Annotated in this window: 25 protein-coding genes; 14 read left to right on the top strand and 11 right to left on the bottom strand. The window is 68.8% G+C overall.

From position 1 onward, the window contains the following. The first annotated feature begins 17 nt into the window (after positions 1-17). Positions 18-1,295: an NsdA family TPR-like regulatory protein gene (locus IE295_RS25720; RefSeq protein WP_190066145.1), complete on the top strand. Its 1,278-nt coding sequence runs from the start codon at positions 18-20 to the stop codon at positions 1,293-1,295. After that, a complete protein-coding gene (locus IE295_RS25715) occupies positions 1,292-1,846 on the top strand; it encodes a GNAT family N-acetyltransferase (RefSeq protein ID WP_190066144.1) in 555 nt (184 codons plus the stop codon). The genes IE295_RS25720 and IE295_RS25715 overlap by 4 nt, the downstream gene beginning before the upstream one ends. Positions 1,847-2,308: 462 nt before the next feature. Here IE295_RS25715 and IE295_RS25710 read toward each other — a convergent pair whose 3' ends face one another. After that, the gene (locus tag IE295_RS25710; RefSeq protein WP_190066246.1) at positions 2,309-2,995 is read right to left on the bottom strand and encodes a TetR/AcrR family transcriptional regulator; all 687 of its coding nucleotides are present in this window, start codon (positions 2,993-2,995) and stop codon (positions 2,309-2,311) included. A gap of 53 nt (positions 2,996-3,048) precedes the next feature. Between IE295_RS25710 and IE295_RS25705 the strand changes: the two genes are divergently transcribed. Continuing rightward, complete coding sequence (locus IE295_RS25705) at positions 3,049-4,167, top strand: FAD-dependent oxidoreductase (protein ID WP_190066143.1); 1,119 nt, start codon at positions 3,049-3,051, stop codon at positions 4,165-4,167. A 97-nt stretch (positions 4,168-4,264) separates the two neighbouring features. Here IE295_RS25705 and IE295_RS25700 read toward each other — a convergent pair whose 3' ends face one another. Next, a complete protein-coding gene (locus tag IE295_RS25700; protein WP_224323309.1) occupies positions 4,265-5,818 on the bottom strand; it encodes an FAD-dependent oxidoreductase in 1,554 nt (517 codons plus the stop codon). Between the two features lie 108 nt (positions 5,819-5,926). Here IE295_RS25700 and IE295_RS25695 point away from each other — a divergent pair, with 108 nt between their 5' ends. Further along, positions 5,927-6,415: a MarR family winged helix-turn-helix transcriptional regulator gene (locus IE295_RS25695; protein ID WP_224323308.1), complete on the top strand. Its 489-nt coding sequence runs from the start codon at positions 5,927-5,929 to the stop codon at positions 6,413-6,415. Positions 6,416-6,435: 20 nt separating this feature from the next. Here the strand turns inward: IE295_RS25695 and IE295_RS25690 are convergent, their stop codons facing one another. Then, positions 6,436-6,927: a hypothetical protein gene (locus tag IE295_RS25690; RefSeq protein ID WP_190066142.1), complete on the bottom strand. Its 492-nt coding sequence runs from the start codon at positions 6,925-6,927 to the stop codon at positions 6,436-6,438. A gap of 118 nt (positions 6,928-7,045) precedes the next feature. Between IE295_RS25690 and IE295_RS33790 the strand changes: the two genes are divergently transcribed. Both IE295_RS33790 and IE295_RS25680 read left to right on the top strand, forming a co-directional pair. After that, positions 7,046-7,753 (top strand): DUF4913 domain-containing protein, encoded by a 708-nt coding sequence (locus tag IE295_RS33790; RefSeq protein WP_224323307.1) that lies wholly within the window; start codon positions 7,046-7,048, stop codon positions 7,751-7,753. A 55-nt stretch (positions 7,754-7,808) separates the two neighbouring features. After that, positions 7,809-8,234 carry a hypothetical protein gene (locus IE295_RS25680; RefSeq protein ID WP_190066141.1) on the top strand — a complete coding sequence of 142 codons (426 nt, stop codon included), beginning with the start codon at positions 7,809-7,811 and terminating at the stop codon, positions 8,232-8,234. A 436-nt stretch (positions 8,235-8,670) separates the two neighbouring features. On the opposite strand, the gene IE295_RS25675 is transcribed toward IE295_RS25680, so the two are convergent. Beyond that, positions 8,671-9,564 (bottom strand): IS982 family transposase, encoded by an 894-nt coding sequence (locus tag IE295_RS25675; protein ID WP_190066140.1) that lies wholly within the window; start codon positions 9,562-9,564, stop codon positions 8,671-8,673. Between the two features lie 311 nt (positions 9,565-9,875). On the opposite strand from IE295_RS25675, the gene IE295_RS25670 reads away from it, so the two are divergent. From IE295_RS25670 to IE295_RS25655, 4 genes are all read left to right on the top strand, one after another. Continuing rightward, the gene (locus IE295_RS25670) at positions 9,876-10,346 is read left to right on the top strand and encodes a hypothetical protein (RefSeq protein WP_051880332.1); all 471 of its coding nucleotides are present in this window, start codon (positions 9,876-9,878) and stop codon (positions 10,344-10,346) included. Positions 10,347-10,885: 539 nt separating this feature from the next. Then, complete coding sequence (locus tag IE295_RS25665; RefSeq protein ID WP_190066139.1) at positions 10,886-11,383, top strand: NUDIX domain-containing protein; 498 nt, start codon at positions 10,886-10,888, stop codon at positions 11,381-11,383. Positions 11,384-11,457: 74 nt separating this feature from the next. Beyond that, the gene (locus tag IE295_RS25660) at positions 11,458-11,730 is read left to right on the top strand and encodes an NUDIX hydrolase (protein WP_224323306.1); all 273 of its coding nucleotides are present in this window, start codon (positions 11,458-11,460) and stop codon (positions 11,728-11,730) included. Between the two features lie 22 nt (positions 11,731-11,752). Continuing rightward, positions 11,753-12,220, top strand: coding sequence for an NUDIX domain-containing protein (locus IE295_RS25655; protein WP_190066138.1), 468 nt, complete (start codon positions 11,753-11,755; stop codon positions 12,218-12,220). 211 nt (positions 12,221-12,431) lie between these two features. Here IE295_RS25655 and IE295_RS25650 read toward each other — a convergent pair whose 3' ends face one another. Continuing rightward, on the bottom strand, positions 12,432-12,770 hold the full coding sequence (locus IE295_RS25650; RefSeq protein ID WP_190066137.1) for a hypothetical protein: 339 nt from the start codon (positions 12,768-12,770) through the stop codon (positions 12,432-12,434). Positions 12,771-13,374: 604 nt separating this feature from the next. Between IE295_RS25650 and IE295_RS25645 the strand changes: the two genes are divergently transcribed. Then, a complete protein-coding gene (locus IE295_RS25645) occupies positions 13,375-13,755 on the top strand; it encodes a VOC family protein (RefSeq protein ID WP_190066136.1) in 381 nt (126 codons plus the stop codon). 241 nt (positions 13,756-13,996) lie between these two features. On the opposite strand, the gene IE295_RS25640 is transcribed toward IE295_RS25645, so the two are convergent. The 4 genes from IE295_RS25640 to IE295_RS25625 all read right to left on the bottom strand — a co-directional run bounded on the left by IE295_RS25640 (position 13,997) and on the right by IE295_RS25625 (position 17,755). Next, positions 13,997-15,523, bottom strand: a complete 1,527-nt coding sequence (locus IE295_RS25640; protein ID WP_224323305.1) for an FAD-dependent monooxygenase — start codon at positions 15,521-15,523, stop codon at positions 13,997-13,999. A gap of 94 nt (positions 15,524-15,617) precedes the next feature. Continuing rightward, positions 15,618-16,205, bottom strand: a complete 588-nt coding sequence (locus IE295_RS25635) for a PadR family transcriptional regulator (RefSeq protein ID WP_190066134.1) — start codon at positions 16,203-16,205, stop codon at positions 15,618-15,620. A gap of 114 nt (positions 16,206-16,319) precedes the next feature. Beyond that, positions 16,320-17,048 carry a DUF4097 family beta strand repeat-containing protein gene (locus IE295_RS25630; protein ID WP_190066133.1) on the bottom strand — a complete coding sequence of 243 codons (729 nt, stop codon included), beginning with the start codon at positions 17,046-17,048 and terminating at the stop codon, positions 16,320-16,322. 254 nt (positions 17,049-17,302) lie between these two features. Continuing rightward, positions 17,303-17,755 carry a winged helix-turn-helix transcriptional regulator gene (locus tag IE295_RS25625; RefSeq protein ID WP_190066132.1) on the bottom strand — a complete coding sequence of 151 codons (453 nt, stop codon included), beginning with the start codon at positions 17,753-17,755 and terminating at the stop codon, positions 17,303-17,305. A 116-nt stretch (positions 17,756-17,871) separates the two neighbouring features. On the opposite strand from IE295_RS25625, the gene IE295_RS25620 reads away from it, so the two are divergent. Next, positions 17,872-19,146: an MFS transporter gene (locus IE295_RS25620; protein WP_190066131.1), complete on the top strand. Its 1,275-nt coding sequence runs from the start codon at positions 17,872-17,874 to the stop codon at positions 19,144-19,146. A gap of 51 nt (positions 19,147-19,197) precedes the next feature. Here IE295_RS25620 and IE295_RS25615 read toward each other — a convergent pair whose 3' ends face one another. Continuing rightward, positions 19,198-19,614 carry a hypothetical protein gene (locus tag IE295_RS25615; RefSeq protein WP_190066130.1) on the bottom strand — a complete coding sequence of 139 codons (417 nt, stop codon included), beginning with the start codon at positions 19,612-19,614 and terminating at the stop codon, positions 19,198-19,200. A gap of 758 nt (positions 19,615-20,372) precedes the next feature. Between IE295_RS25615 and IE295_RS25610 the strand changes: the two genes are divergently transcribed. Then, complete coding sequence (locus IE295_RS25610; protein ID WP_190066129.1) at positions 20,373-21,452, top strand: hypothetical protein; 1,080 nt, start codon at positions 20,373-20,375, stop codon at positions 21,450-21,452. 100 nt (positions 21,453-21,552) lie between these two features. Here the strand turns inward: IE295_RS25610 and IE295_RS25605 are convergent, their stop codons facing one another. Beyond that, positions 21,553-22,791 (bottom strand): PP2C family protein-serine/threonine phosphatase, encoded by a 1,239-nt coding sequence (locus IE295_RS25605; RefSeq protein ID WP_190066128.1) that lies wholly within the window; start codon positions 22,789-22,791, stop codon positions 21,553-21,555. 227 nt (positions 22,792-23,018) lie between these two features. On the opposite strand from IE295_RS25605, the gene IE295_RS25600 reads away from it, so the two are divergent. Then, complete coding sequence (locus tag IE295_RS25600; protein ID WP_190066127.1) at positions 23,019-23,534, top strand: hypothetical protein; 516 nt, start codon at positions 23,019-23,021, stop codon at positions 23,532-23,534. Positions 23,535-23,586: the final 52 nt, after the last annotated feature.

Below are 23,586 nucleotides of genomic sequence, written 5' to 3'. Positions count from 1 at the left end.
GGTCGCGAGGAGAGCGCATGGCGGGCAAGACGATCAGCAAGCTGACGCAGTTACGCCGGGCCGCCGGGTACACGCAAGCGTCATTCGTGGCGGCGTTCATCGAGGAGGCTGTGCGCCTCGGGGTCGCGGCTGCCCTCAGTGAGCGGCAGCTGCGCCGGTGGGAACGAGAAACGCCGCCGCCTCTGCCCCACCCGGGCCAGCAGGCCGTATTGGAGGCCATGTTCGGCGTACCGCTGGCCGAGATGGGGTTCGACGTCCCGATGCACCGCGTGACGGCCGCAGGGCCGATCAGCGACGCTGGAGAGGTGAAGCGGAGAACGTTCGTCGCCGACGCCGGGGCACTCGTCGCAGCGACCCTTGTTCCTGTTCGACCGGGGCCGCGGATCGGCACGTCCGACGTTGTCCGCCTGCGGTCGAGGCTCGACGGCTTGTACCAGACGGACCACACGGTGGGCAGCGTGCCGGCCATGACGCAGGCGGGCCGTATCGAGGGTGAGATCACGGAGGCTCTCGGCGCCGCCTCGTACACCAGCCGCATTGGTCGTGAGTTGCAGACGATGCTTGCTGAGCTGCACGGCCACCGGGCTTGGTACGGCTACGACGGCGGGCGCATCGGTCAGGGGCGCGCCGCCTGCATGGAAGCGCTCGCTGCGGCGCAACTTGTCGACAATCCGTTGCTACAGATTTCCGTGCTCGAGACGCTTGTGCTTCTCGCGATCAAGGCGGAGCGAGCGTGGGAGGCGGCGAGCGCGGTCGAGAACGCGTACAGGCTCGCCGCGCGCGCGGGAGCCGGTCACACGGTGCACCTGGTGATCGCGCTGCGGGATGCCAACGTCGCGACCCACGCGGGAGACCTGTCCGGCGCGCGCCGAGCGCTGAGTCGGGCCGTCAGCCACCAGGGACGCGCGGACACGGATTCCGAGGTGCCGAAGTGGGCCCGGTTCGTCGGCCCATTCGAGGTCGACTACGCGACGGCAGACATGTATGTACGGGCCGAGCTGCCGAAACAGGCCGTGCCGTTCCTGCGCGCTGCTGTGCGCGGCATTGGCGATGACCTGGCTCGCAACAGCGCCTCGTACCGCGTGAAGCTCGCAGGTGTACTTCTCGCCGCCGGGGAGGTCGACGAAGCTTGCGCGGAGATGGGCGCTGCTCTCGACGCGTCCGGCGGTATCGCCTCTCCGCGGCTGCTGGGCAAGATCCGAGGGTTCCAGCGGGCCGCGGCCCGGGTCGACAGCATCGCGGCCCGTGAATGTGGCGAGCGCATTCGTGAGACCGTCAGAGGAGGCACTACATGACGCAGCAAGGGGCCATCACGGTAGAGCGCATGGACGGCTCTGCCGCCGCTCAGGCCGAGGAGGCGTTCAGGCTGGTCTACGCCGAGGCTTTCGCGAAGCCGCCGTACAACGAGACCGCGGATGAGGTGGCAGTCACCTTCCGGCGCTTCCGCTCTCAGACCCGCAAAGGCAACTTCCGCGCCGCTCTGGCCGGTGCGGAGAACGGCGAGCCGGTCGGCATGGCGTACGGCTATCCCCTCGGGCCTAACACGGGCTGGTGGGACCAATTGACTGAACCCGTGCCCGAAGAGATGCGGCGCGAGGACGGGCACCGCACCTTCGGCCTCATGGAACTTGCTGTGCGCAAGCCATGGCGCCGGCAGGGCATCGCGCGCCGACTACACGAGACGTTGCTCGACGGCCTCGAGGCCGAGCGCGTGCTGCTCAACGTCCACCCGGGCAGCAAGCCCGCGTCGGCCGCCTACCGGGCATGGGGATACCGCAAGATCGGCGAGGCACGCCCGTGGGAGGGCGCGGACCTCCATGACGTGATGCTGCTCGACCTGCGCTGAGCGAGCACGGGCGCCTCAAGCGCACGCAGGGCCAAAGTGATCGGTCGCGCCGGCCGCTCAGGGATGCAACGCGGGGCTCCTGGCTGGGCGTCGTCCCTTCAGTTCAGGCGGGCGAGGGCCCGCTCGACAGCCGCGGCAAGAGCTTGCGGGGTTTCTTCAGGGGCGTTGTCACTCACTCGCCGGCAGAGGACGGTTCTTGGTCCGGGACGTTGCGTGGAGACGAGCCGTTCCAGGTCGACCATCGCCCGGATTCGGTCACGGTGTGGGCCAACGGCAATTGCTTCCATCTCAGTGACATGGCGGGCGATGCGATCGACGCGGCCGACTGGCAGTGCCCTGCCCGCGGCCCGGATTCCTGAGGGCGGCTCCGAGCGGCAACCGATCACGTGCCGGCCGATTTCAAGACGCGGGGCAGGTGGACGTCTGTAAGTCCGCCGGCCCTTCTCCGGACCAAGAAAACGATCAAGGCCGGGTGAGTTTGGCGGCCACGGCATCGAGGACCCAGTCCAGGCCGGTCGTGAAGGATGTCTCGGCGTCCACGTCCGTGCCGTCGTACACGGCCTTGGCCAGCGCCGGGAAGCGGCCCGTGGCCAACATCCTTGTCACATGCGGGCCGGAGGCGCGCTGCCAGTCGCGTTTGGACAGGCCCGTGGCGCGCTCGGCCCGCAGGTTCGCGATCTCGCGCCTGATGGCGCCGGTGAAGTAGGCGCTGACAGTCTCCACGGCGCGCATGACGGTGTCGATGTCGGCGAGGCCGTCGAGGGCGGCCAGCGCGGCCTCGGTCACGGCGAGGCCGTTCGGGCCCAGGGTCGGGCGGCCGCCGAGCAGGTCGGCCAGCCATTCGTGGCGGAGGGCGGCCTGCCTGGTGTGGTGGGCGAGGACGCGCAGCGCCTCCCGCCAGTCACCGGGCTGCTCCTCCGGGAGAATCTCGGCGTGGACCTCGTCCACCATGAGGTCGAACAGCTCCTGCTTGGTGGAGATGTATCCGTACAGCCGCATCGGGCCGGCGTTCAGCCGGGCGGCGACCTTGCGCACCGACACTGCCTCCAGCCCGCCTTCGTCGGCCAGCGCGATGGCGGCGGCGACGATCCGCTCCCGGTCGAGCGGCACGGGGTGAGTCGGCGGCTCCGGCCGGTCCCACACAGTCATGGTCACACCGATCTGTTGCGTTGCATCGCAAGGGAGAAATACAGTGTATCGATATGAGACACCGTATCGCCGTGGTCGGGAGCGGCCCTGCCGGCCTTACCTTCGCCCGTGTCCTGCACCGCCATGGCTACCCCGTCGCCGTCCTCGAACGCGATCCCGCCCCAGATGCCCGCCCCCCGGGCGGCACGCTGGACCTGCAGGAAGGGCTGGGCCAGCTCGCGCTGGACAAGGCGGGGCTGCTGGCGGAGTTCCAGGCGCTGTCTCGCCCCGAGGGGCAGGCCATGCGCATCCTGGACGCGGACGGGACCGTGTTACGCGACTGGCGACCCCGTCCAGATGACCGGGCCAATCCCGAGATCGACCGCGGGCAACTCCGTGACCTGCTGCTCGGCCCCCTCGACGTCCAGTGGGGGCGGGGCGTGACGCAGGTGGTGCCGGGGACCCGGGATGGCGCGCTGGTTCATTTCGCGGACGGGCGGCAGGAGACGTTCGACCTCGTGGTCGGCGCGGACGGCGCCTGGTCCCGGATCCGCCCGGCAGTCTCGTCGGTGACGCCGCATTACACCGGCGTCACCTTGTTCGAGACCTCCCTCGACGACGTCGACACCCGCCACCCTGACCTCGCCCGGCTGGTCGGCGACGGTTCCGTGGCGGTGTACGGCGTGAACCGAGCTCTCGTCGCCCAGCGCAACAGCGGCGGCCACGTCAAGGTGTACGCCCAGTTCCGCGCGCCGCTGGACTGGCACACGAACCTGGACCTGGCCGACGTGGAAGCCGTGCGATCGAGCCTGTTGGCTCTGTTCGACGGCTGGGCCGCTCCCGTCCTCGACCTCCTCCGCCACGCCACCGCTTTCGTCCACCGCCCCCTCTACGTCCTGCCCGTGTCCCACACCTGGACCCACGTCCTCGGGGTGACGCTACTGGGCGACGCCGCCCATCTGATGCCCCCATTGGGGGCGGGCGCGAACCTCGCGATGCTGGAAGGCGCCGAACTCGCCGAGTCCATCGCCACCGGCCCTGGAGATCTGGACGAGACCGTCCGCGCCTTCGAGGAACAGATGTGGGCACGGGCCGGCAGGTGGGCGAAAATCACGACGGCCGGTCTGGAACGCCTTGTCAGCCCGGACCCCGCCGAAGCCCTCGCCCTCTTCGATCAAGTCCAGCCATCCTGACTGCCGAGCGCGAGAGCACGACTGGCAGCGCGCCTCCGGCCCGCATGTGATCGGGAGCGGCCCGGCGCCGTCCGCATCGTCCTGGGCTTGGGCAGGGTCATGCCGTGGCCGCCAGAGAAGTGGCTTGGCGGAGGGCGGCGTCGTGTGCCTCGCGGGGGAAGCGAGCGGCGATGTAGCCGTCCGGGCGGATGAGTACGAACTCATCGCCGCCGGCTCCGTAGGCGCGGTAGGCATCGCCTTCGGTGTCGATGACCGTGTCAGGTCCGGTCGCCGCCGTGTCGGCGGAGATCTGATGGGTGCGCAGCGGGACGTGTGCCTGAGCGCGGGCCGGATGGGAGGTGCTGGTTCCGTCGGTGAAGGAGAGCAGGGTCCAGTGCGGGCCGCGTTGCAGGTCGAACAGCCGGACCGGCTCACCGGTCGCGGCGTGCAGGCAGTTCGCGTCGGGGGCGCGGTCGCCGGGCCGGAGGATGCCGCGGTGGGGCGGGGTGTGGTGGGACAGGGGACTGTCGGGGTAGGAGATGGTGAGGCCGGTGGTGAAGTCGCCGGTCAGGTCGCGTTGGGCGGACGAGCCGTCGCCGGTGCCGGCGGCCCGCATGACCGCGTGGAGCCGGGAGGTGCTGTCGCGCAGCACGGCCTGGGCGACGGGGCGCCGTTCGTGTTCGTAGGTGTCCAGCAGCGCCGGGCTGGCTCCTTCCAGGACAGCGGCGAGCTTCCAGCCCAGGTTGTAGGCGTCCTGGATGCCGGTGTTCATGCCCTGGCCGCCGGCGGGCGAGTGGATGTGCGCGGCGTCCCCGGCCAGGAAGACGCGGCCGACGCGGTACCGGTCGACCAGGCATACGTTGATCTTGTACAGGGACAGCCAGTCGGCATCGGTGATGGTGACGCCCGGCACGCCGGCACGCTCGGTGAAGATGCGGCGGAACAGTTCCAGTGACGGCTGCTCGGGCTCCGTCGGGTCGGCCGGGACGGATGCCTGGAACTGCCAGATGTCGGTGCTGGGCAGCGGGAACAGCGACAGGATTCCGTGGCCGGGGCTCATCCATAGGTGCTGGCGGCCGCGTTCCAGGCCCTGGACGCGCACATCGCCCAGGTGCCAACTCTGCCCAGGCAGGGAGGTTCCCTGCAGCGTCGCTCCGATCTGCTGCCGGACCGGACTGCGGCCTCCGTCGCAGCCGACGACGTACCGCGCGCGGATCTGGTGTGTGCCTCCTGTGGCGGTGTGCACGGTTGCGGCGACCCCCTCGTCGTCCTGGGCCAGCGCGGCGACCGTCGCCCCCATCTCCACGCGGCCGCCGAGCTCGGCGAAGCGGTCGCGCAGGATCTGTTCGAACAATGGCTGCGAGAGCCAGACCGGGGCGTAGGGGACATCGGGCGCCGCGATGCCCACGGCGGCTTCGACGGCTTCCGAGACCACCCGGTCGCGGTCGTACTGCCGCGTGGGGATGCGGACGGCGCCCAGCGCAAGGACCCGGTCGATGACGCCGAGGTCGTCGGCAACTTCCAGTGCCCGCGGCTGGATGGTCTTGGCGCGGGAAGCGGTGCTGGGCCGCTCCGCGCGCTCCAGGACGCGACAGGCGATACCGCGCCGCGCCAGATCGCAGGCCAGGGTCAGCCCGGTGGGGCCGGCTCCGACGATGAGGACGTCGGTCATGGCCGAGTTGGTAGTGATCCCGTCACCCATGATTTCTTACCTAACTTAGGTATGTATCTTCTGGCTCGGAACTTATACTTAAGTTAGGTGTCCATCAAGGGAGGGTGTGTGTCCGCCGAGAACGAGGCGCTAATGGCGCTGCTGCCCCACATGACACGGCTGAGCGCGACGTTGAGCCGCGGACAGCTCTTCGAGAAGGCCACTGCCTCCGCAGGGATGGTCCTGGACCGGCCCGCGGTGACGATCCTGGTCATCCTCGAATCGGCCGGACGCCCCCTGCGGGTCGGGGAGATCGCCACCCAGATGCAGGTCGCCGGCCCGCACGTCACCCGCCACCTGAACGGGCTGGAACACCGAGACCTGATCGAGCGCGTCCCCGACCCCGACGACCAACGCGCCCGCCTGATCACTCTCACCGCATCCGGGCAGGAACTCATCGACCGCTACCTGAAGGTCATCCGCGGCTGGTTCGCCGACGCCCTGGCGCCATGGTCCGATCGGGACCAGCGAGACCTGGTCCGCCTGCTCGGGCGCATGGTCGAAGACCTCACGGTCCACCTCGACGCGGTCGTCAACGACAAGGGCTCCACCACGTAGACCGAGGCAGCAGCGCACCGTCATCGGGTGAATTCACTCGATCCGGCCAGTGCAAGCGCTCCTTCGACCGGTTCGGCCGAGGAGAGGGCGACTGCCTCCTCCAACGCGTCCCGGACCGCGAGTTGTTCCTCGTAAGGGAACCGGATCTTCCAGTTCGCGACGACGTGCCGCAGGAGGTCGAACCGTCCCGCGCGGGCGACGGTCGCTCCGGCGGCCAGGCTCTTGGGCGGGCTCAGCTGCGAGGACGGCGGGTCCTGGTAGTTGGTCTGCCGTACGTCCATCAGGGCCAGCATCGCCGGCACGGGTTCGGGGGACGCGTAGAAGCCCTCGTTGCTCGTCCACCGCGGGAGCTCCTTGCGGGAACCGGGGGTCCAGTCGGCGAAGTCGGCGAAGTCGGCGGTGGTCGGCCCGATGGATGTACGGTGTCGCGCTGTTTCGCCGCTGTCGTCGCAGACCTTGATGAGGACGCCGTTCCGACCCCGCTGTCTCTCAAGGTTCCCGCAGGTTTCCACAGACTTCCGCGTGTTCCCGGTCCCGACGCCGGCCTTCGGCGGCTCCCTCTGGCGCCTCGTGGTGACCTCGTATGATCACCGCACTTGTTCCCCGGTGTGAGAGGCAGCCATCAGTTCCATGGACAGCTCAGCGATCGAGCACGCGCAGCGGGTGGCGGCGCGGGTGACGGCCGAAGCCGAGGGCGAGGCGTGGAAGGCCCACCACATGGCCCTGACGGTTTTCCTGGCCGGCGCTCGGTCGGCGAGGGAGGAAGAGCGCCACGCCCGGCAGTTGACCGACTGGAGGGAGCGCCTCGTCGCCTGCCTCGCGGCGGACGCCTACGCCGAGGTCGCCGAACTGCAGGACCAGCTCCAGGGCTGGATCCTGACGGAGCTCGGGCGTCGTGACGGCTCCCTGGGCACGCTGCTGGCGCACTACCCCCTGCCCAAGCCGCCGCGCGAACCCCGTTCGGTCTTCCCCATGCCGGCATCGGACGTCTACGGTGACGGCCCCGAGTTCTACTTCGCCGACGTCTTCGCCTTCGTCACCGACTACCTGGCGATCACCCTCCGCCGCCCCCTGGACGGTACGTCCGCCACCTGGTGCCCGCGCTGGTGGGAGCACCCCGAAGCGGGGGCCCGGCTGTCCGCGCTCTGGCTGGCCTGGGAACACCTGCGCCATGATTCGGGGCTCGGCATGACCACATGGTGGCTCCAGCACGCCGATCCGCACCTGCGGGTCCTCATGGACCCCCGCCAGGGCCCGTTCGCCGCCTGCTCACCTTCGAAGGGGCACACACAGACCCCCTTCGAACCGCTCCCGGTGGAACCGTACGACCCCTCCTAGGGCGTGCTGCGAACGTCGTTTGGTCCGCTTGTCGGACACGTCTACCCTCTGGCCCGTGATCCAGACGAGGAATGACGAGTTGCGTAGCTATCAGGTGGGACCAGTGCACGCCGAGCTTCGCGAGCTCACGGTAAGTGACGACCGTGAAGGTATGCTCGAAGGAACGCCGCACCTGCACCGTCGCTTTCGTCTGATGAGCATCGAGAAGGCGATGGCAGCGACGCCGCATTTGTATGTGCACGATCTCGACAAGCTCCGAGCCGATGCGGAGGGACGGGTCGAGGAGTGGATGCCGCGAGAGGCGGTTCATGCTCGACTGACGTCATGGTGGAAGCCCGAGGACATTGCAGAGCCTGGGCATACGGAGCTCTCGGTGATGTGGTTCCAAACGGCTGCGCAGGACCCCTTCGCCCACCTGGCCACGATCGTGCGTCCCCTGGACTGGGCTTCGCTTGCCGGGTTCATCCCTTTTGAGGACTAAGTGCGTGTTGAATGTGCTGGTCACAGCCATTCGTTGATGGCTGCTACGAGGACGGTAGCCGTGGCCTCGTAGCGGACCGCGAGTTTGTCAGGGATAGGGATGGTGCAGCGGATTCCGCGCCGCCGCAGGCAAGCGCGGTTCTTCCGGGATGCATACGCCTTGTCGACGCGCCCGCGATCCGGCTTTCGCGTCGGCCCGGGCCTGGAGCGCGGTGCCCGAGCCCGTGGTCGTCCGGCTCGAACCGGTTGAGTACGCGAGCCGAGCCGAGCCCGCTGCGACGGGGGAGGGGCGGGGATGACGCGGAGACCGCCGATGGACGTGGCAGCGGCAGTGGGAGTGCTTGCAGTGGGAGTGCTTGAGGGCGAACTGGAGTCCGGGCGGCGGGCGATTACCGACCTGGGCACGGAACACGTCTAGATGAGTCATTCCGAAGTGATCAGTGGTCGTAGGCGATCAGGGACCGTGTGATTGGCTGTCCGGTCTTGTGGTTGTGCCAGATTGCTGCGGCCAGCGCGAGGACGCGTTGGGCGACGCGGACGGTGACGCCCTCAAAGGTCCGGCCGCCGTGTTGTTCCAGGTCGAGCTGGCCTTTGAGGGTGTCGTTCACCGACTCGATCAGTTGCCGCACCGATTTCAGCAGTGACTCGCCCTTGCGGCGCTTCTCCCGCTTGAACGAGGGCCGCAGCAGCTCTGCCCCGCGCATGGCCAGATCGGTCTCGAATTCCTTGGAGGCGAAGCCCTTGTCCGTGATCACCAGCAGGCCGGGGCGGTCGGTGACTGTGTCCGGCTCACGATCCAACATCGCCGTCAGCACCTCGCGCTCGTCCGGCTTCGGGTTCGCAAGGGACCACAAGATCGGCATACCGGTTGGGGTGCACACCAGGTATAGCCGCAGGCCCCAGAAGAATCGGGAATGGCTGGCGCAGTACCCGTATCCGGCCCAGCCGGCCAGGTCCGACCGCTTCACGGTGGGGCGTGACCGGCCGCACTCGACCGGGGTGGAGTCGATGATCCAGTGGTTGTCGAACCAGAAGTCGGTGTCCGTCGCAAGGAGCCGTACAGCCCGCTTGACCAGTGGCAGCGCAGCCCGCAGCCGCTTGTTCCAGCCCGGCTGCTTCGGCACGAAGGGGAACATCTTGCCGAGGCGGGAGTGGACGAACCGCAGCCACCTGGACTCCGAGGTGAAGCCCAGCATCGCCTGGGCGACGGCGAGGCAGACGAGCTCGGAATCGGTCAGCCGGGGAGGGCGTCCCAGCCACCGGGTGTCCGTGATCTCGTCGTCGATCTTCACATACAGTGCGGTGAGCAGGGCGCCCAGGTCATTCGTCACAGAACGATCTTGTCCGCCCTGTCTGTCTCTCCGGCCGCCGGCAGGGGGCTGCCCGATTGCCCGGCTTCACGCTTGAGCGGGCCGACAAGACACGGGAGACCGGACGCCACCTCATGCCCAGTACCGGACCTCCCGGTCCGCGCTGTGGCCAAGAGCGCCCAGGGCAGCGCGAAGATCTCAGATCTTCCGCCGTCTGCTGCCCGCCGTTGTCGAAGGCTGCGACAACCTGGCCGTCTGCGCGTCCCGGTCCCGGCCCGATACTGCCCGAACCCCGTGCCGTGTTCATGCCATCGATGTCATAATCGGACGTTGTGTGGACAACGCTTGCGCCGCTCATCGGCGTCCTGCTCGGCGGGCTCATGTCGATGCTGGCCCAACGCTCGGCAGGACGCGCCTTGGAACGCGGCGAGGCGCGCCGCAGTGTCCGTGAACTTGCCGAGGCGCGCCGCAACGAGCGTCTCACGCACCTCATCGCATTTCTGTCTGCGGTGCAGGAAGCAGAACGAGTCGCGGTGGATCGGTATCACCACAACCTGGCTGACGAGCAGTGGCAGGCCCGGGCAAGGCAGGTCCTTGACAGGGTGTGGGTGACGCAGAAGACGATCCACGTACTGTGCGCGTCCGAGGTCAGCGAAGCGGCACGCAGCCTCGCGTGGGCAGTACAGGAGGTGATCAGGAAGGGCCCCGAAGACCCGGGAGAGCCACAGGATGAGAAGGTCTGGGCGCACATCCATCCGAGCCGACAGGCATTCCTTGATCTCGTGCGCGACCAGCTAAGTTGAAGCCCCGGGGAGGGATTCGGCAGCTGCCGTGAGCGGCCCGGGACAAGCAGCACCAGCTCCGGCCTCCATTGTGCGGCGAGCGTCATCTACTTCGCCGGCTTCTCGCGGGACGCAAAGCCCGCCTTGGCGCAGGCAGCATGCATGTCCACGGGCCAGCAGCACGCCATCGAATGGCCCCTTGGCCCATCGGCAAGCTGAGCACGATCACTTCGGAATGACTCGTCTAGCTCGCTTTCTCCGTTTCGGCCGTCGGCTGTTCGACGTTCCTCGACGAGCGGCCGAAGGGCTGAGTGAGCGAGCAGCCTGGGCGACGATCCGCTCGCTCAAGCCCGCCCGGATCAGGGTCCACCAGGAGCGGCTGCAGTCGCTCAGGCAGCCACCGTGGTGGGGCGGCCCGACCGCCGAGGGCGTATCCGTAAGACCGCGCCGAGGCCGTGAGCGTCTACCGGGATGCCCGGCTCAGCACCGGGTAGCTTGAATCAGGCGTCGATCAGACCGTCACACCAAAACAACCGGTGTCTGATGGAGGGGACGGCAAGTTGACCAAGCACCCGCAGCTGCCCCGAGCCGAATGGCTCGCGCGCCGCGCACGAATCCTCGGCTGCTCCGCGTCTCTGATCCATGACGCCGACCAGCGGATCATGCTGTTGCACACCTCGTGGAGCGACGCGTGGCAGCTGCCCGGTGGCGGCCACGACGAAGGCGAGGATCTGTGGCGGACGGCCGTGCGCGAGACCTTCGAGGAAACCGGCCTTGCCATGCCGGAGGTGCCTGAGCTCCTGGTCGTGGACTGGGGCCTGCACCCCGAGGGAATCCCCGAAGTCTTCACCCTGTTCAAGGGACCGCTCGTCGACGCGGGTACGGTCGAGGTGAAGCTGTCCGACGAACACGATGCCTGGCGCATGCTCACCGCCGAGGAGTGGGCACCACTGTTGCCTCCGGAGCAGGCCCGGGTCCTGGCCATCGCCACGGAGGTCCTGCGCGGCGGACGATGCCCTTACCTCCGCGAGGCCAGTCACCTGGCGGATGTCCGGTAGCCCGCTCGGGCAGACCCGCAGGGGGAGGGAAAAGCCATGGCGACGCAGTGGGGTGGGTGCCGCCGGAGCGGTACGTGAAGACGCTGCCGATGCACGCCCAGTACGCGTGCTCCTTCTTCACCGACACCGAGAACCGTCCTCTTCAGCTGCGCTGCTCGGTGCCGGCCGCCCTGGGTGCCCGGCAGTGGCCCGGCGGCAACACCGATACCGAAGGGGAGTCGCCGTTCGAGACGGCCGTACGGGAGTGCTGGGAGGAAACCGGCATCCGATTCACTGGTGAGCCACGACTGCCGGCGATGTTCGTCTACCTCGAGTTGGACACGGTCAGGAACCGAAAGGCGCCGTGATCTTGTGAGCACCCACCCGCAGATGGGGCGAACCGAATGGCTCGCCTCCCGCCCGCGGATCCTCGCAGCCGCCTCGTCTCTCGTCCACGACAGGAACTACCGCATCCTGCTGCTGCACGCCTCGTGGAAGGACGAGTGGCAGCTACCCGGCGGTACGCACGATGAGGGCGAAGACCTGTGGCAGACCGCCGTGCGCGAGACCTCCGAGGAGACCGGCCTGGCCATGCCGGCGAAGCCGCGGCTGCTGGCGGTGGACTGGACCCTCAACCCCGAAGGCGTCGCGGAGGTGTGGGGGCTCTTCCAGGGCCCGCTGGTCGACGGCGGCCCGTCGGTGAGGCTGTCGGACGAGCACGACGAGTGGAAGATGCTCACGATCGAAGAGTGGACGCCGCTGCTGCCGCCGTACCAGGCGCGCGTCCTGGCCACAGCCGTCGACATGCTCCGCAACGGCGGGTGCACGTACCTACGAGAGGGCGAACAGGTTGGCTGAGGACGCGCAGACGCCCTGTGGCCCGCAGGATTCTCGCGCCAACAGCTCGCCCAGGAAATCTACTGCAGCCAAGCCACGCTCTCCCGTGACCTCATCGCGACCCGCTACGAGCAGACCGCCACCGTCTACCTGGCCGGACTCCACCTCGCAGGCATCATCTTCCTGTGGTCAGCATGCTGATCCAGAAGAGAGCCCTGGTCACGAGACGGTCCTAGAAGTCCTTCCAACCTCCGCATCTCGACAGGGAGGAGCCGTTCCATTCACAGATCCGGGCCCGTTTGACGTTGGAGCTGTACCGCGCCTCCGTGATTTCGTGGGTTTGGGTCACGATTCGGGGGGAACCGCCGTCATACGTTCTGACGTCGAGTGCTGCTCCAATACGGTCCCAGCTCTGGTCCCAGATCGTTGCGTAGCTTCCGTCGACATAGCCCCAGTCACAGGCGTCGCCGTCGCAGCTCGACCAGCGGGTCGAGGCGCTGGCGGGAGCGGCGGTCAGGAGTATGGTCGCCGCGATGGCAGGCATTACCGTTGCCGTTATTCGCTTGATCATGAAATCCTCCTCTGGTTGCTTCCAGGCGAGGACCTTAACTTTCATGTCCTGGTGAATGGACCACCTGAACCAGACAAGTCTTGCACTCCTGCCAAGGTTTCCCTTGCGACATCACGATTTCCAACGCTGTGGTGGGGGCCGGAGCAGGCGAGCGGGTCCGTTTCTCCCGATCAGACTCTGGGCTGGGAGACGAATTCATCGTTGTAGCGCTCTAATTGCACCCGCTGACCGGCAGAGATTTCGTCGCGCAGGGGCCCTCGCCCACATCTCGCCCGCCCGCAGCTGCGCGGTGAACTTCTACGGCGAGATCACCGCCGACCAGGGCCTGTCCGGCGGATCTTGTGACCGTCCCGGGGGCGTCAGCTGCCCCACTGCGTGACCTACGGACTTACGGACCTACGGACTTACGGACCTACGGACTTACGGTCCTCGCCCCTACGGTCCTCGCCCGGCGGCCCGGCCGGGCGGGGCCAGGACCCCAAAAAACCCTTCGCAGCTGCTCGCCTCGCCCGGTACGGTCTCGAGCGTGTTCCCACTGCGGGGAGCCAACGAGAACCGTGCACGGCCGCCCCGGCAGTTCCCACGCTGAGAGTAGGTTTCGTCAATGGCATGTCGTATCAGTGAGCTCGTGCTCAAGTGCCGCGACCCCGAGGTGCTGGCGCGGTTCTGGTGCGAGGTCCTGGACTTCGTAGTGCTCGATCGCGAAGCGGAGGGCTGCATCGAGATCGGGCCGCGCGAAGGGTTCGGCGGCCCGCAGCCGACGATCTTCCTCATCCGCAACGACGAGCCGAAGACCGGACACGCCCGGCTGCACATCGACGTCAACGCCACCGACCGCGACCAGGAAGCCGAGCTCGAACGCCTCCTGAAGCTCGGGGCGCGCCCGGCCGACATCGGCCAGACCGGCGAGGAGTCCTGGCACGTCCTTGCCGACCCCGAGGGCAATGAGTTCTGCCTGCTCAAGGGCCGCCTCAATCCGCTCTGACGGCTCTGTGTCCCTGGTGCAGCCAGGCACATTCCGGTGGATCATGGGCGGAACCGTAGCTCCTGCGCTTGTAGATCGCCCTGTCGGAGCCGGCGGGCCGCCCACCCTTGCGGCCGCGTCGTTTGCGGTGGGCCCCGTTGGCCGGGGTATGTGCGGGACGTCTGGGTCTCGGCCGCGCGGACCTGAGCGTACGCCGAGGTGGGAGGCCGCTCCCTGACCTGTCCGAAGGGCCACGAAACCGCTAAGTGGCGGACGTTTTTGGCCCTGTCACTGCTGTCGGGGGCCCGAACCAGTACTGCAGGGCTCCGCGCAACTGCTGGGCGGTGGTGCTGCGCGGCACCGAGCGTGTTCCTGCCCAGGCGGCGTGGCCGTCCGGGCGGATGAGTACTGCGGACGCGTCTGGGAGGCTGTCAGTCTGTGCCGACACCACTGTCACCCGGTCTGCCCACGGCCTGGCCGCCTCGCGCAGCGAGTCCGTTCCTGTGTTCTCGTCCACCAACAGCACTCCGCCACCCGTGTGGGCCAGCAGGGGCACCAGGCTGTCCCGTTCCAGCAGGACATCCGGCACCATCCTGCCCTCCCAGGGGTGGCCGGAACCGTGGTGAACCGGATAGCGGGTGCCGACGCCGGTGATCTCCTCGGCCAGGTAGCCGGCCGTCTCCTCGGCCTGCGCCAGCTCGGCGAGCAGTTCGCGCACCGGTGCCAGCGCCTCGCCCTCCGTCGCAATCAGCATCTGCGCCTGGGTGTTGCGCAGCAGCCTGGCGCCTGCGGCATGCCGCTCGGTGTGGTAGGTGTCCAGGAGGCTCTCGGGGACTTGTCCGCGCGCCACCAGACCGAGCTTCCAGCCGAGATTCATCGCGTCGTCGATGGCCGCGTTGACGCCGATGGCGCCGGCAGGGGGATGGATGTGCGCGGCGTCGCCCGCCAGCAGCACCCGGCCGTGCCGCAGCTGTTCGGCCAGGCGGGCCGCGTCGCCGAACCGGGTCAGCCAATGGGCTTCGGCTATCTCCACATGCCTCCCCAACGCCCGGTCCAGCACGTCCTGGAAGCGGGGCAGCGTCACCGGCTCGTCCCGGTCGTCCGGCGGCTGAGGGTCATCGGTGATCAGCCGCACATAGCCGGGCCGGGGGATGGCGAACACCGTGCCGTTCGCGCCGGCCGTCACCCCGAACGGGATCGCCTGCGGGTCCGCCAGGACCACGTCCCCGAGCAGGGTGAAGCGGCGTGCGGGCGTGCCCGGGAAACCGATCCGGGCCAGCTTGCGCACCGTGCTGCGGCCGCCGTCGCAGCCGACCAACCAGCCTGAGCGCAGCAGCATCCGCCCGTCCGGGGAGTCGACCTCGGCGCGCACCCCACTGCCGTCCTGATGCAGTCCGGTCAGCCGGTGACCGCGCAGGATGCGCACGCCCAGTTCCACGGCGCGCTCGGTGAGGATCTCCTCCACTCTGGTCTGCGCGATCCCCAGCACGTAGGGGTGTTCGGTGCGCATGGCGGCCAGGTTGAGCCGGGCCGCTCCGGCGAAGGCGGTGGTCGCCGCGGTGGGGCCCTCGGCGAGGAAGCGATCAGCCAGGCCACGGCGGTCCAGCAGCTCCAGGCTGCGGGCGTTGAGGTTGAAGCCACGGCAGAAGCCGGGCGGGGCGGGGTGCCGCTCGAGCACCACGGCGCGTACCTTGCCCAGCCCCAACTCGCAGGCCAGCATCAACCCGGCGGGCCCGGCTCCCACCACCAGGACGTCTGCGTCGCCGTCCGATGTGTCTGCCGGCGGCACCGGTATCGGGGACGGCAAGGCGGTCGGTGGGCCGCTGGATATCGGCGCGTCGGGTGAGTGCTGCTCAGCCCATGCTGTCGCGGGCACAGTTGTGTCAGGCATCGGGGGAGACCTCCGGCCATTCCAGGGTGCCCTGCTCGATCTCCTCGGCGGTGCACAGCACCCACTGCATCTCCGCCTGCAGCATCGCTCGGGCGTACTCCGCCTCGATCACGAACAGCCGTGGCGCCTTGTGTTCCTCCCTGGCGACCCGATACGCCTGCTCGCCCTCGATGATCCGGGCCTTCAATGCCGCGGCCCGTTCACGCAGCGCCTGCGCCGCCCGCTGCTGTCCCAGTACGCCCAGGTAGCTGATGGCGGACAAGAACTTCGGATACTCCCGGGACGGCTCTCGGACAAGTTCGTCCAGCCATTCGGTGAAGCGCCGTTGCCCCTCGCGGGTGTGCCGGTAGACGGTGCGCGTCGGGCGACCGCCCACCTGCTCGGTGTCGGCCGCCTCGATCCAGCCGTCTCGGGCCAGGGCCCGCACCGTGTCGTACAGCGACCCGGTGGTCAGTTTGAAGGCCAAGTCCATCTGCCGCTCCCGAAGAGCGGTCGCCATGGCGTGGGGGTGCATGGGCTGCTCCAGCAGCAAGCCCAACACTGCGAGGGCCAAGGGGTTGGCCGGTCGTTTGGCGGTCATCTCACTCCACAGTCAGGCTGGGCAGGTACTCGGATCCTACTACTCGGATCCGAGTGAGCATCCTCGCCGCGATCCGGCTGGGGCTCCGTTGACGGCCGCCGGACAGTGCTCAGCTCAGGAGCGTTTGACGGTGATGGCGCCGCTGCCGGTGGTCAGGTCGAGCCGGTGCGTGCCGGACGGGTTGTCGGAGACGGCGATGTCCTTGCCGCCGCTGTCGCTCTTGGCGGTGACCCGGTACCGTCCGTCGGGCACGGTGAGAGTGACGGCGCCGCTGTCGGTCTCCGCCTGGATGTCCTGGGGCGAGGCCGCGGTGAGGTCGATGGCCCCACTGGAAGTGCGGGACTTGATGAGCCCGCCCTTGAGCTCGCGTCCGGTGATGGCGCCGCTGTCGGACCGTACCTCGACCGCGCCGCCGATGTCGTCCAGGTCGATGGCCCCGGAGCCGGTGGTCACCTTCACCGCGCCCGTCCTGGACAGTTTGACGGCGCCGCTGGAGGTCTCACCGGTCACGGGTATGCCCTCCGGCAGGTCGACCGTGTAGGCCACCGAACAATCGGCACCGCAGCCACTGAGCACCAGGACACCGTTCTCAACGCGGTACGTCGTCCCTTCCGGGCGGTCTCCGCCGTATTCCACGTAGCGGTGCAGGTTCACCTCGGTGGTGCCCCCCTTGCCGCGCAAGGTGACCCCGCCGGCTCCGCTGTTCAGGCGCACGGAGGTGATCTTCTCCGACAGCTTGGTGTCGTCCTCGAAGTTCTCCCTGAACATGCCGCACGCGCTGAGTCCGCCGACGGCGATGCCGGTCGTCACGAGAGCAGTGAGCAGGCGGAGGCGCGCACGCATGAAGTATGTACCGTTCTTGAGGAGGCGTCGGGCAGGTCCCCTTGCGGGGAGCACCCGACGAGGCTATGCGCGGGGATTGGACGGCGGCCATGGGGTAACCCCCCCGGTTCCAGTGAACCTAGTGACCGCCAGGACCAGGGTCGGTGCGACCTGACATCGCGACCCGTCGGACAGGCCCTACAACGCGAACTCGCCCATCTCGACGAAAGACGAAACGGGCCACCGCCCCCTGCGCACCACGGACCCGGCTCGGATCACTGGGTGGAGACCTTGTGGACGGTGGTGTCGTCGGGGTTCAGCCGTCGCCCGTCCGCGGACAGCACTTCCAGTGCGCGCAGGGGATGCCCCTGTCGGCGGTCGACCAACTCTGAGTGGGGTTCGCCGGGGGCGAAGAAGTTCTGTTCGCCCCACTGCCGCAGTGCCACGATGACGGGGAAGAGCGCCTTGCCCTTCGGAGTCAGTACGTACTCGCGGTAGGCGCTGCCGTCCGAGGCGGGCACGGATTCGAGGACACCGCCGGCGACCAGGGTGCGCAGACGCGCGGTGAGGATGTTCTTCGCCACGCCGAGGCTGCGCTGGAACTCCCCGAAGCGCCGGCTTCCGTCGAAGGCGTCCCGCACGATCAGCAGGGACCACCAGTCGCCGATCGCGTCGACCGACCGGGCGACGGGACATTCACTGTCGTCGAAGCGCGTCCTGGTCACCATGACGGTCCCTCACTCTCACGATCTCTCACGATGGTTGCAACATGCTACCAACTGGGGTTACCGTCACCGTCCCGTTATTGGTAGCAAGTTGAAACCAGATGTGCGGAGGAGTGCTGATGCCCGGCAACGGCAAGGCTGTGACACGACGGACCGAGGTCCGATGCGGGGAAGGTGGGGAAGGTTCCGCGTTCGTCCTGTCCCGTGGCGTCGTCATTCTGTTCGCCGTCGCCTGTGGGGCCGCGGTGGCCAACGTCTACTTCTCCCAGCCGCTCCTGGTGACCATGGGCCACGACCTCGCCATGAGCCCGGCACTGGTCGGCAGCGTGGTCACCCTCACGCATGTCGGATACGGGCTGGGACTCTTCTTCCTCGTACCGCTGGGCGACGTGGCCGACCGCAGACGGCTCATCGTGGCCCAGTTACTCCTCCTGGTGGTGGCGCTGGCCGCGGTAGCCGCCGCCCACACGGCGGCGATCCTGCTCGCGGGCATGGCCGCGACGGGGCTTCTCGCGGTCGTCACGCAGACGCTGTTGGCCTTCGCGGCATCACTGGCCCCTCCCGCCGAGCGCGGACGGGTCGTCGGCCTGGTCACCAGCGGCGTGGTCATCGGAATCCTGCTCGCCCGCACCGCATCCGGCCTCATGGCCGATCTCGCGGGCTGGCGCTCCGTCTACCTCGCCTCGGCGTCGTTCACCGCCCTGCTCGCCCTGGTCCTGTACCGAGTGCTGCCGCGCCACAGTGACGCTCCGCCGACAACGCTGCGCTACGGACAGCTTCTGCGCTCCACGATCACTCTGTTCGCACGAGAACGACTGCTGAGACTCCGGGCCCTGTTCGGTCTGCTGATCTTCGCCGCCTTCAGCACCCTGTGGAGCAGCGTCGCGCTGCCGCTCAGTGAGGCCCCGTACTTCCTGTCCCACAGCGCGATCGGGGCGCTGGGGCTCATCGGTGTCGCCGGCGCCCTGGCCGCGACCGTGGCGGGCCGCCTGAACGACCGCGGACTCTCCCGGCGGACCACCGGCATCGCCCTGGCACTGCTCGCCGCCTCGTGGTTGCCCTTGTCCTTCACCCGCAGCTCGCTCTGGGCCCTGGTCGTTGGGGTGATCCTTCTCGACCTCGCCGTGCAGGCGGTCCATGTCACCAACCAGACCCTGATCTACGCGCTGCACCCGGACGCGGGCAGCCGACTGATCGGCGGATACATGGTCTTCTACTCGATCGGCAGCGCCACCGGCGCCATCGCCGCGACCTCCCTCTACACGGTGGCCGGCTGGGGCGCCGTATGCGCACTGGGTGCCGCGTTCAGCTGCCTCGGGCTCGTGCTGTGGGCGTTCACTCGACACAGCACCCCGGCCCCCGCCGCCACGGTGACCTCTCGCAGCGAAGCCTGAGCGTTCTCGCCGAACGTCGCCTCGCTGTGGGGGCGCCGGCCGCGGCTGCCTCTAGGACGCGGGCTTGATACGTGTGATCTGCTCCAAGGAGTCGAAGTGCACGATGACACGGTGACCGACATTCCGGAGGCATTGGTCCGAGGCGGTGCCGGAGGCTGTCCGGTAAAGCGCGTTGTAGGACTTGGACGCAAGCCGAATGACGCACGAGCCCGTGTCGTTGGTGCTGATGATCCGCGCGTGACCCGAGGAACCCTCACCGGTTCCGAACACCATCTCGCAACCTGCTGCCAGCATGAGGAGCAGGAAGGTCATGGCGGTGAGACCGGCCAGGCACGAGATGGGCTTGAGACAGCCACCCCTTCGTCGCTCGTCCTCGAAGGACGATCGGATGTCGGGCAGACCTTCGTATCTCGGCATGTGACCCCTTGGGTTGGCGCTGCCGCGCATGCCGCCGACGTTTTCGACCAACGATCCGATTCAACCAACGATCCGATGATGTGCAGGCAACGGTCGAGACCCGTGACGGCTCCCGGCTCTGGTCCGCGACCGCCGGTTCCACTACGGTCGGACCGGTGCGCAGTCAGGCCCCACGACGTCCCCGTGTACGCGGTACCGTCGGACCGAAGTCGACGGAGGGGAGTGGGGAATGTCCGAAACGGCATGCCCTGCCTGCAGCGGTGACCGTGTGACCGACAAGACCGAGCGCAGCGTGGAGCTGGACGGCAGGGGCGGTCAGGTTCCAGTCACCCGCACGTATTCGTCCGCCTGCTCGCACTGCTCGGGTACGGGGACGGTGCTGGGATGAGCGAGCGGGGACCTGCGGAGGACCGGTTGCGTCCCGTCTTCACGTGCGTGGTCTGCGGGTGTGCGTATCTTCCGCCGAAATCGATGGAGTATCAGGCCGCCCGCCCGGCTTCTCCGCTGCATTGCGGTGGTCAGGCGTGCCGCGACCGGTGCGCGCAGCTTCCCCCGCGGTTGCGGGCTTTGATGGCCCGGGCCGCGTGGGCGCGCGCCCGCCAGTGGGCCGAACGAGAGCCGGCCGCGCTGCCCGAACGGGCACGCCGTCGAGCGGGGCGGGCAGGGCGGATCGGCCGGCCGCAGGGCCGGTTCAAGCTGCGCTGAGCGGGCGGCCGCGCCCGGGTCCCGCCAGGCCGTCGAGTGATCCGTTGTCAGTGGCGTGTGACAAGGTCTGTCGCACGAGCACGGCACGGAACGAGGAGTGCGAAATGACGGGGGCCTGGGACGAGGCGCGCGTGGTGGAGCTGGCGCGGCGACTGAGGGAGGCGGAGACCGGCGGCTGGAGCGGGCCGGCGGTGCGGGCGGTGGTCGAGGGCCTCGGCTGGCAGTGGCGGGACGGCGCCGCCGGACCGCGGCTGGTCACGGGCCCGGAGCCGGACGCGGACCCGCGGTGGGCGCCCCGGTTGCGCCCGGTGGGCCGCTTCGAGAAGGACTATGCGCACGGCGGCGAGGAGTACGTGGGCCTGTACGTGCCCATCGCGCTGCCGGAGGGCGGTGCCGCGGGGAAGGCCGCGGCCTTCCGGTCGTACGCCGAGGCGCTGGCGAAGGAGTTCGGCCCCGCCCCCGTCATGGGCGCGTACGGCGACCCCGGCCCGTTCTACGACTCCGCCCCGTTGTGGGGGAGTCCGTTCCTGCGCTGGCGCGAGCGGGAGAACACGCTGGAGCTGCACGCCGGCGAGCACGGTCCCGAACTGCTGCTCCAGCCGACCGATCCGGTGGAGAACTGGTTCTGGCGGCAGGGACACGGCGAGCACTACGCCGTCGGCGGGTTCTTCGGCTCGCGCCGCGACCCCGCCAATGCGGGCCTGGGCTTCCCGGGCCGCTGGCGCACCGACGACTGGGAGGTCTTCTCCCACGCCCTCGCCGACTTCCTCCACACCCTCCCGGCCGAGACCCACGCCCTCGGCATCGAGCTGGACTTCGGTTTCCACGCACTGGTGCCCGGCACCTACGGCCCGATCCTGTTCCACCTCCTTTGCGGCGAACGACTGGAGATCGTCTACGATCCGGAGCGGCTCGAGGACGGCATCACCGATCCGACCTCCTTCGGCTGGATCCCGCAGACGACCCGCCCGGCCGCCCTGGACCACTGGCTCGAAACCCCCTACCACTCGGAGGACTACGGCATCGGCGAGGTGGACGGCCGCAGGCTGGCCCGGATGATGGTCGACACCCTGCGCGACCTCGGCGTGGCCTCCCCGAAGGACCTCAGCCTGACCGACCACGCGCAAAGCGTCGGCGGCTACCACGTCGACTACTACGGTCTGACCCTGCAGGAGAACCCGTAGCGACGACGCCACGGTGACGCACCGCCACCACCGCCCTCCCGGCGACTGTGACCAGGACCGGCGGTGGTGGAGCAGGGCGTCAACGGGCTGAGGCCCTTACTCAGGTGGCTTCGGTGGGACTGCCTCCGTAGTGCCATTCGATGAGTTCGGGATGCCATTCGAGGAGCAGGATGGTGGCGTCGTCGCTGAGGGCGTTGCCTTGGTACTCGAGGATCGCGTGGATGAGCAGCCGTAGGACCTCGGAGGGCTGCTGGCCGGCGGCGGAGGAACGGATGATGAAGTCGGTGAACCGGTCCAGGCCGAACGCCTCGCCGTCCTCGCCTCGGGCCTCGGTGACGCCGTCGGTGTAGAGCAGCACCCGGTCACCGGGTTCCAACGTCGTGTTGTGCACCTCGCGGCGGGTGGGTCCGAGCTGGAACGGCAGCCCCATGGGCGGCTGAGGGGTGCTTTCCAGGGCATGCTCCAGCACGCCTTCATTGCGGATCAGCAGGGGAGGCGGGTGACCGCAGTTGCACCACCGCAGCACGCCGGTGTCCACATCCAGCTGGCACACCACGCCCGTGCAGAACTGTTCGGGGAGCCACTCGGCGAGCGTCCGGTCCACCGCCTCGATCATGTCCGGGAGATCGACGCCGGAGCGGCGGCCGTTGCGGCAGCCGGCCATCACCACGGAGGTGGTCAGTCCCGAGACGAGGTCGTGGCCCATCGCGTCGAAGATGCTGGCGTGCAGGATGTTCTTGCTCACCGAGTGGTCGAAGGCGTCTCCGCCGAGTTCGTAGGCGGGTTCCAGAACGGCGGTGGAGATCACGCCGGTGCGGCCGACACTGCGTGGTGGCAGGAAGGCACGCAGCATCTCGGTGGGCAGGTCCATGCCCTGCGTGCGGATGCGGGCGACGAACCAGTCGCTGTAGGTGCGCTTGGAGGTGACCACCAGGGACAGAACCCGCGCCAGCATCCGGCACCGGCGCAGCCGCGTCCCGTCCAGCACCCCGGCCCGCACGCCCAGCACGCCGAGCCGCTCCGCGCCGTCCACCATCGGCAGCCACACCACCACGCCCTCCTGGGACTCGTGGACCCGCAGTGACAGGGTGCGGTAGGCCCACCCTCCCTCGCTGGAGTCCACCGGCAGCCGATCGGTCTGGTCGTCGAGAGGGATGAGCAGGTGCTGCTGGAGGTCGACGAGATAGATCGTGGCGCTGTCCAGGCCGAGTGCCCGGGCGCACCGGTTCACCAATCCGGGCAGCCGGTAGGGGACGATCGCATTGGCTTCGGCGAGCAGCCGTTCCAGCGTCTGCTCGTCCGCCCCGGTGGTGGCCGCCCGGTCAGCCCTGTCGGCCATGACACCACCTCCGCCATCTCAGTCTCGCATCTAACCGTCCGAGTCTCATTCCGGCCGGGAGCCGGCGGCGCCGGCCCTGGGGATCCGCTCCCGGCCGCCCCCCTCACCCCGCCGAGCCACTTGCGCAGCGTCGGCACCCGACCACGACGCCACGCGGCCCCCGCCCGCGATCCGGCTCGCCCCGGGCCGCTGATCCTCCGCACGGACGTACCGTGCATACTGGGGCGATGCCCGCAGCCTCCGCTTCACCCCTGCGCTTCCGGGACCCCGGACACGACAAGTACCACTTCGCCTCTTCCGGCACGGTGCTGGTGCGCTGCCCGAGGTGCGAGCGACAGGCGCAGGTCGTTCCGGAGCCCCGTGACGCCGGCAGCGCGACGCCCACGTGGTCCACGGAGCGGCGGCTCGTGTGCCGACACTGCGGGCTGTCCCGGAAGCGGGACAGGACACGGCCGATCGCCTCCTACTGGTACGGCAACCCCGAGATGAACGACCCCTATTTCCAGGCGCCGCTGTGGCTCCAGACGCGGACGCGGCACGGCCTCCTGTGGGCGTACAACCCCGAACACCTCGACCTGCTGCGGCGGTTCGTACAGGCGACGTTGCGTGAGCACGACCCCTGGTACGAGCCGTGGCGCAAGATGGGGACCATCGGCCGCCTTCCGGCATGGATCAAGCAGGCGAAGAACCGTGACGAGGTGCTGCGCGGGCTCGACCGCATGCGAGAGTCGCTCGTGAGCTGAGATTGACGGTGCGCTCACGCGTTGCCGGCACGTCGCACCGTCCGGGCCGGGC

It is taken from the genome of Streptomyces griseocarneus (assembly GCF_014655595.1).
GTDB lineage: Bacteria > Actinomycetota > Actinomycetes > Streptomycetales > Streptomycetaceae > Streptomyces > Streptomyces griseocarneus.
This window is presented reverse-complemented; position numbering and strand designations above follow the sequence as displayed.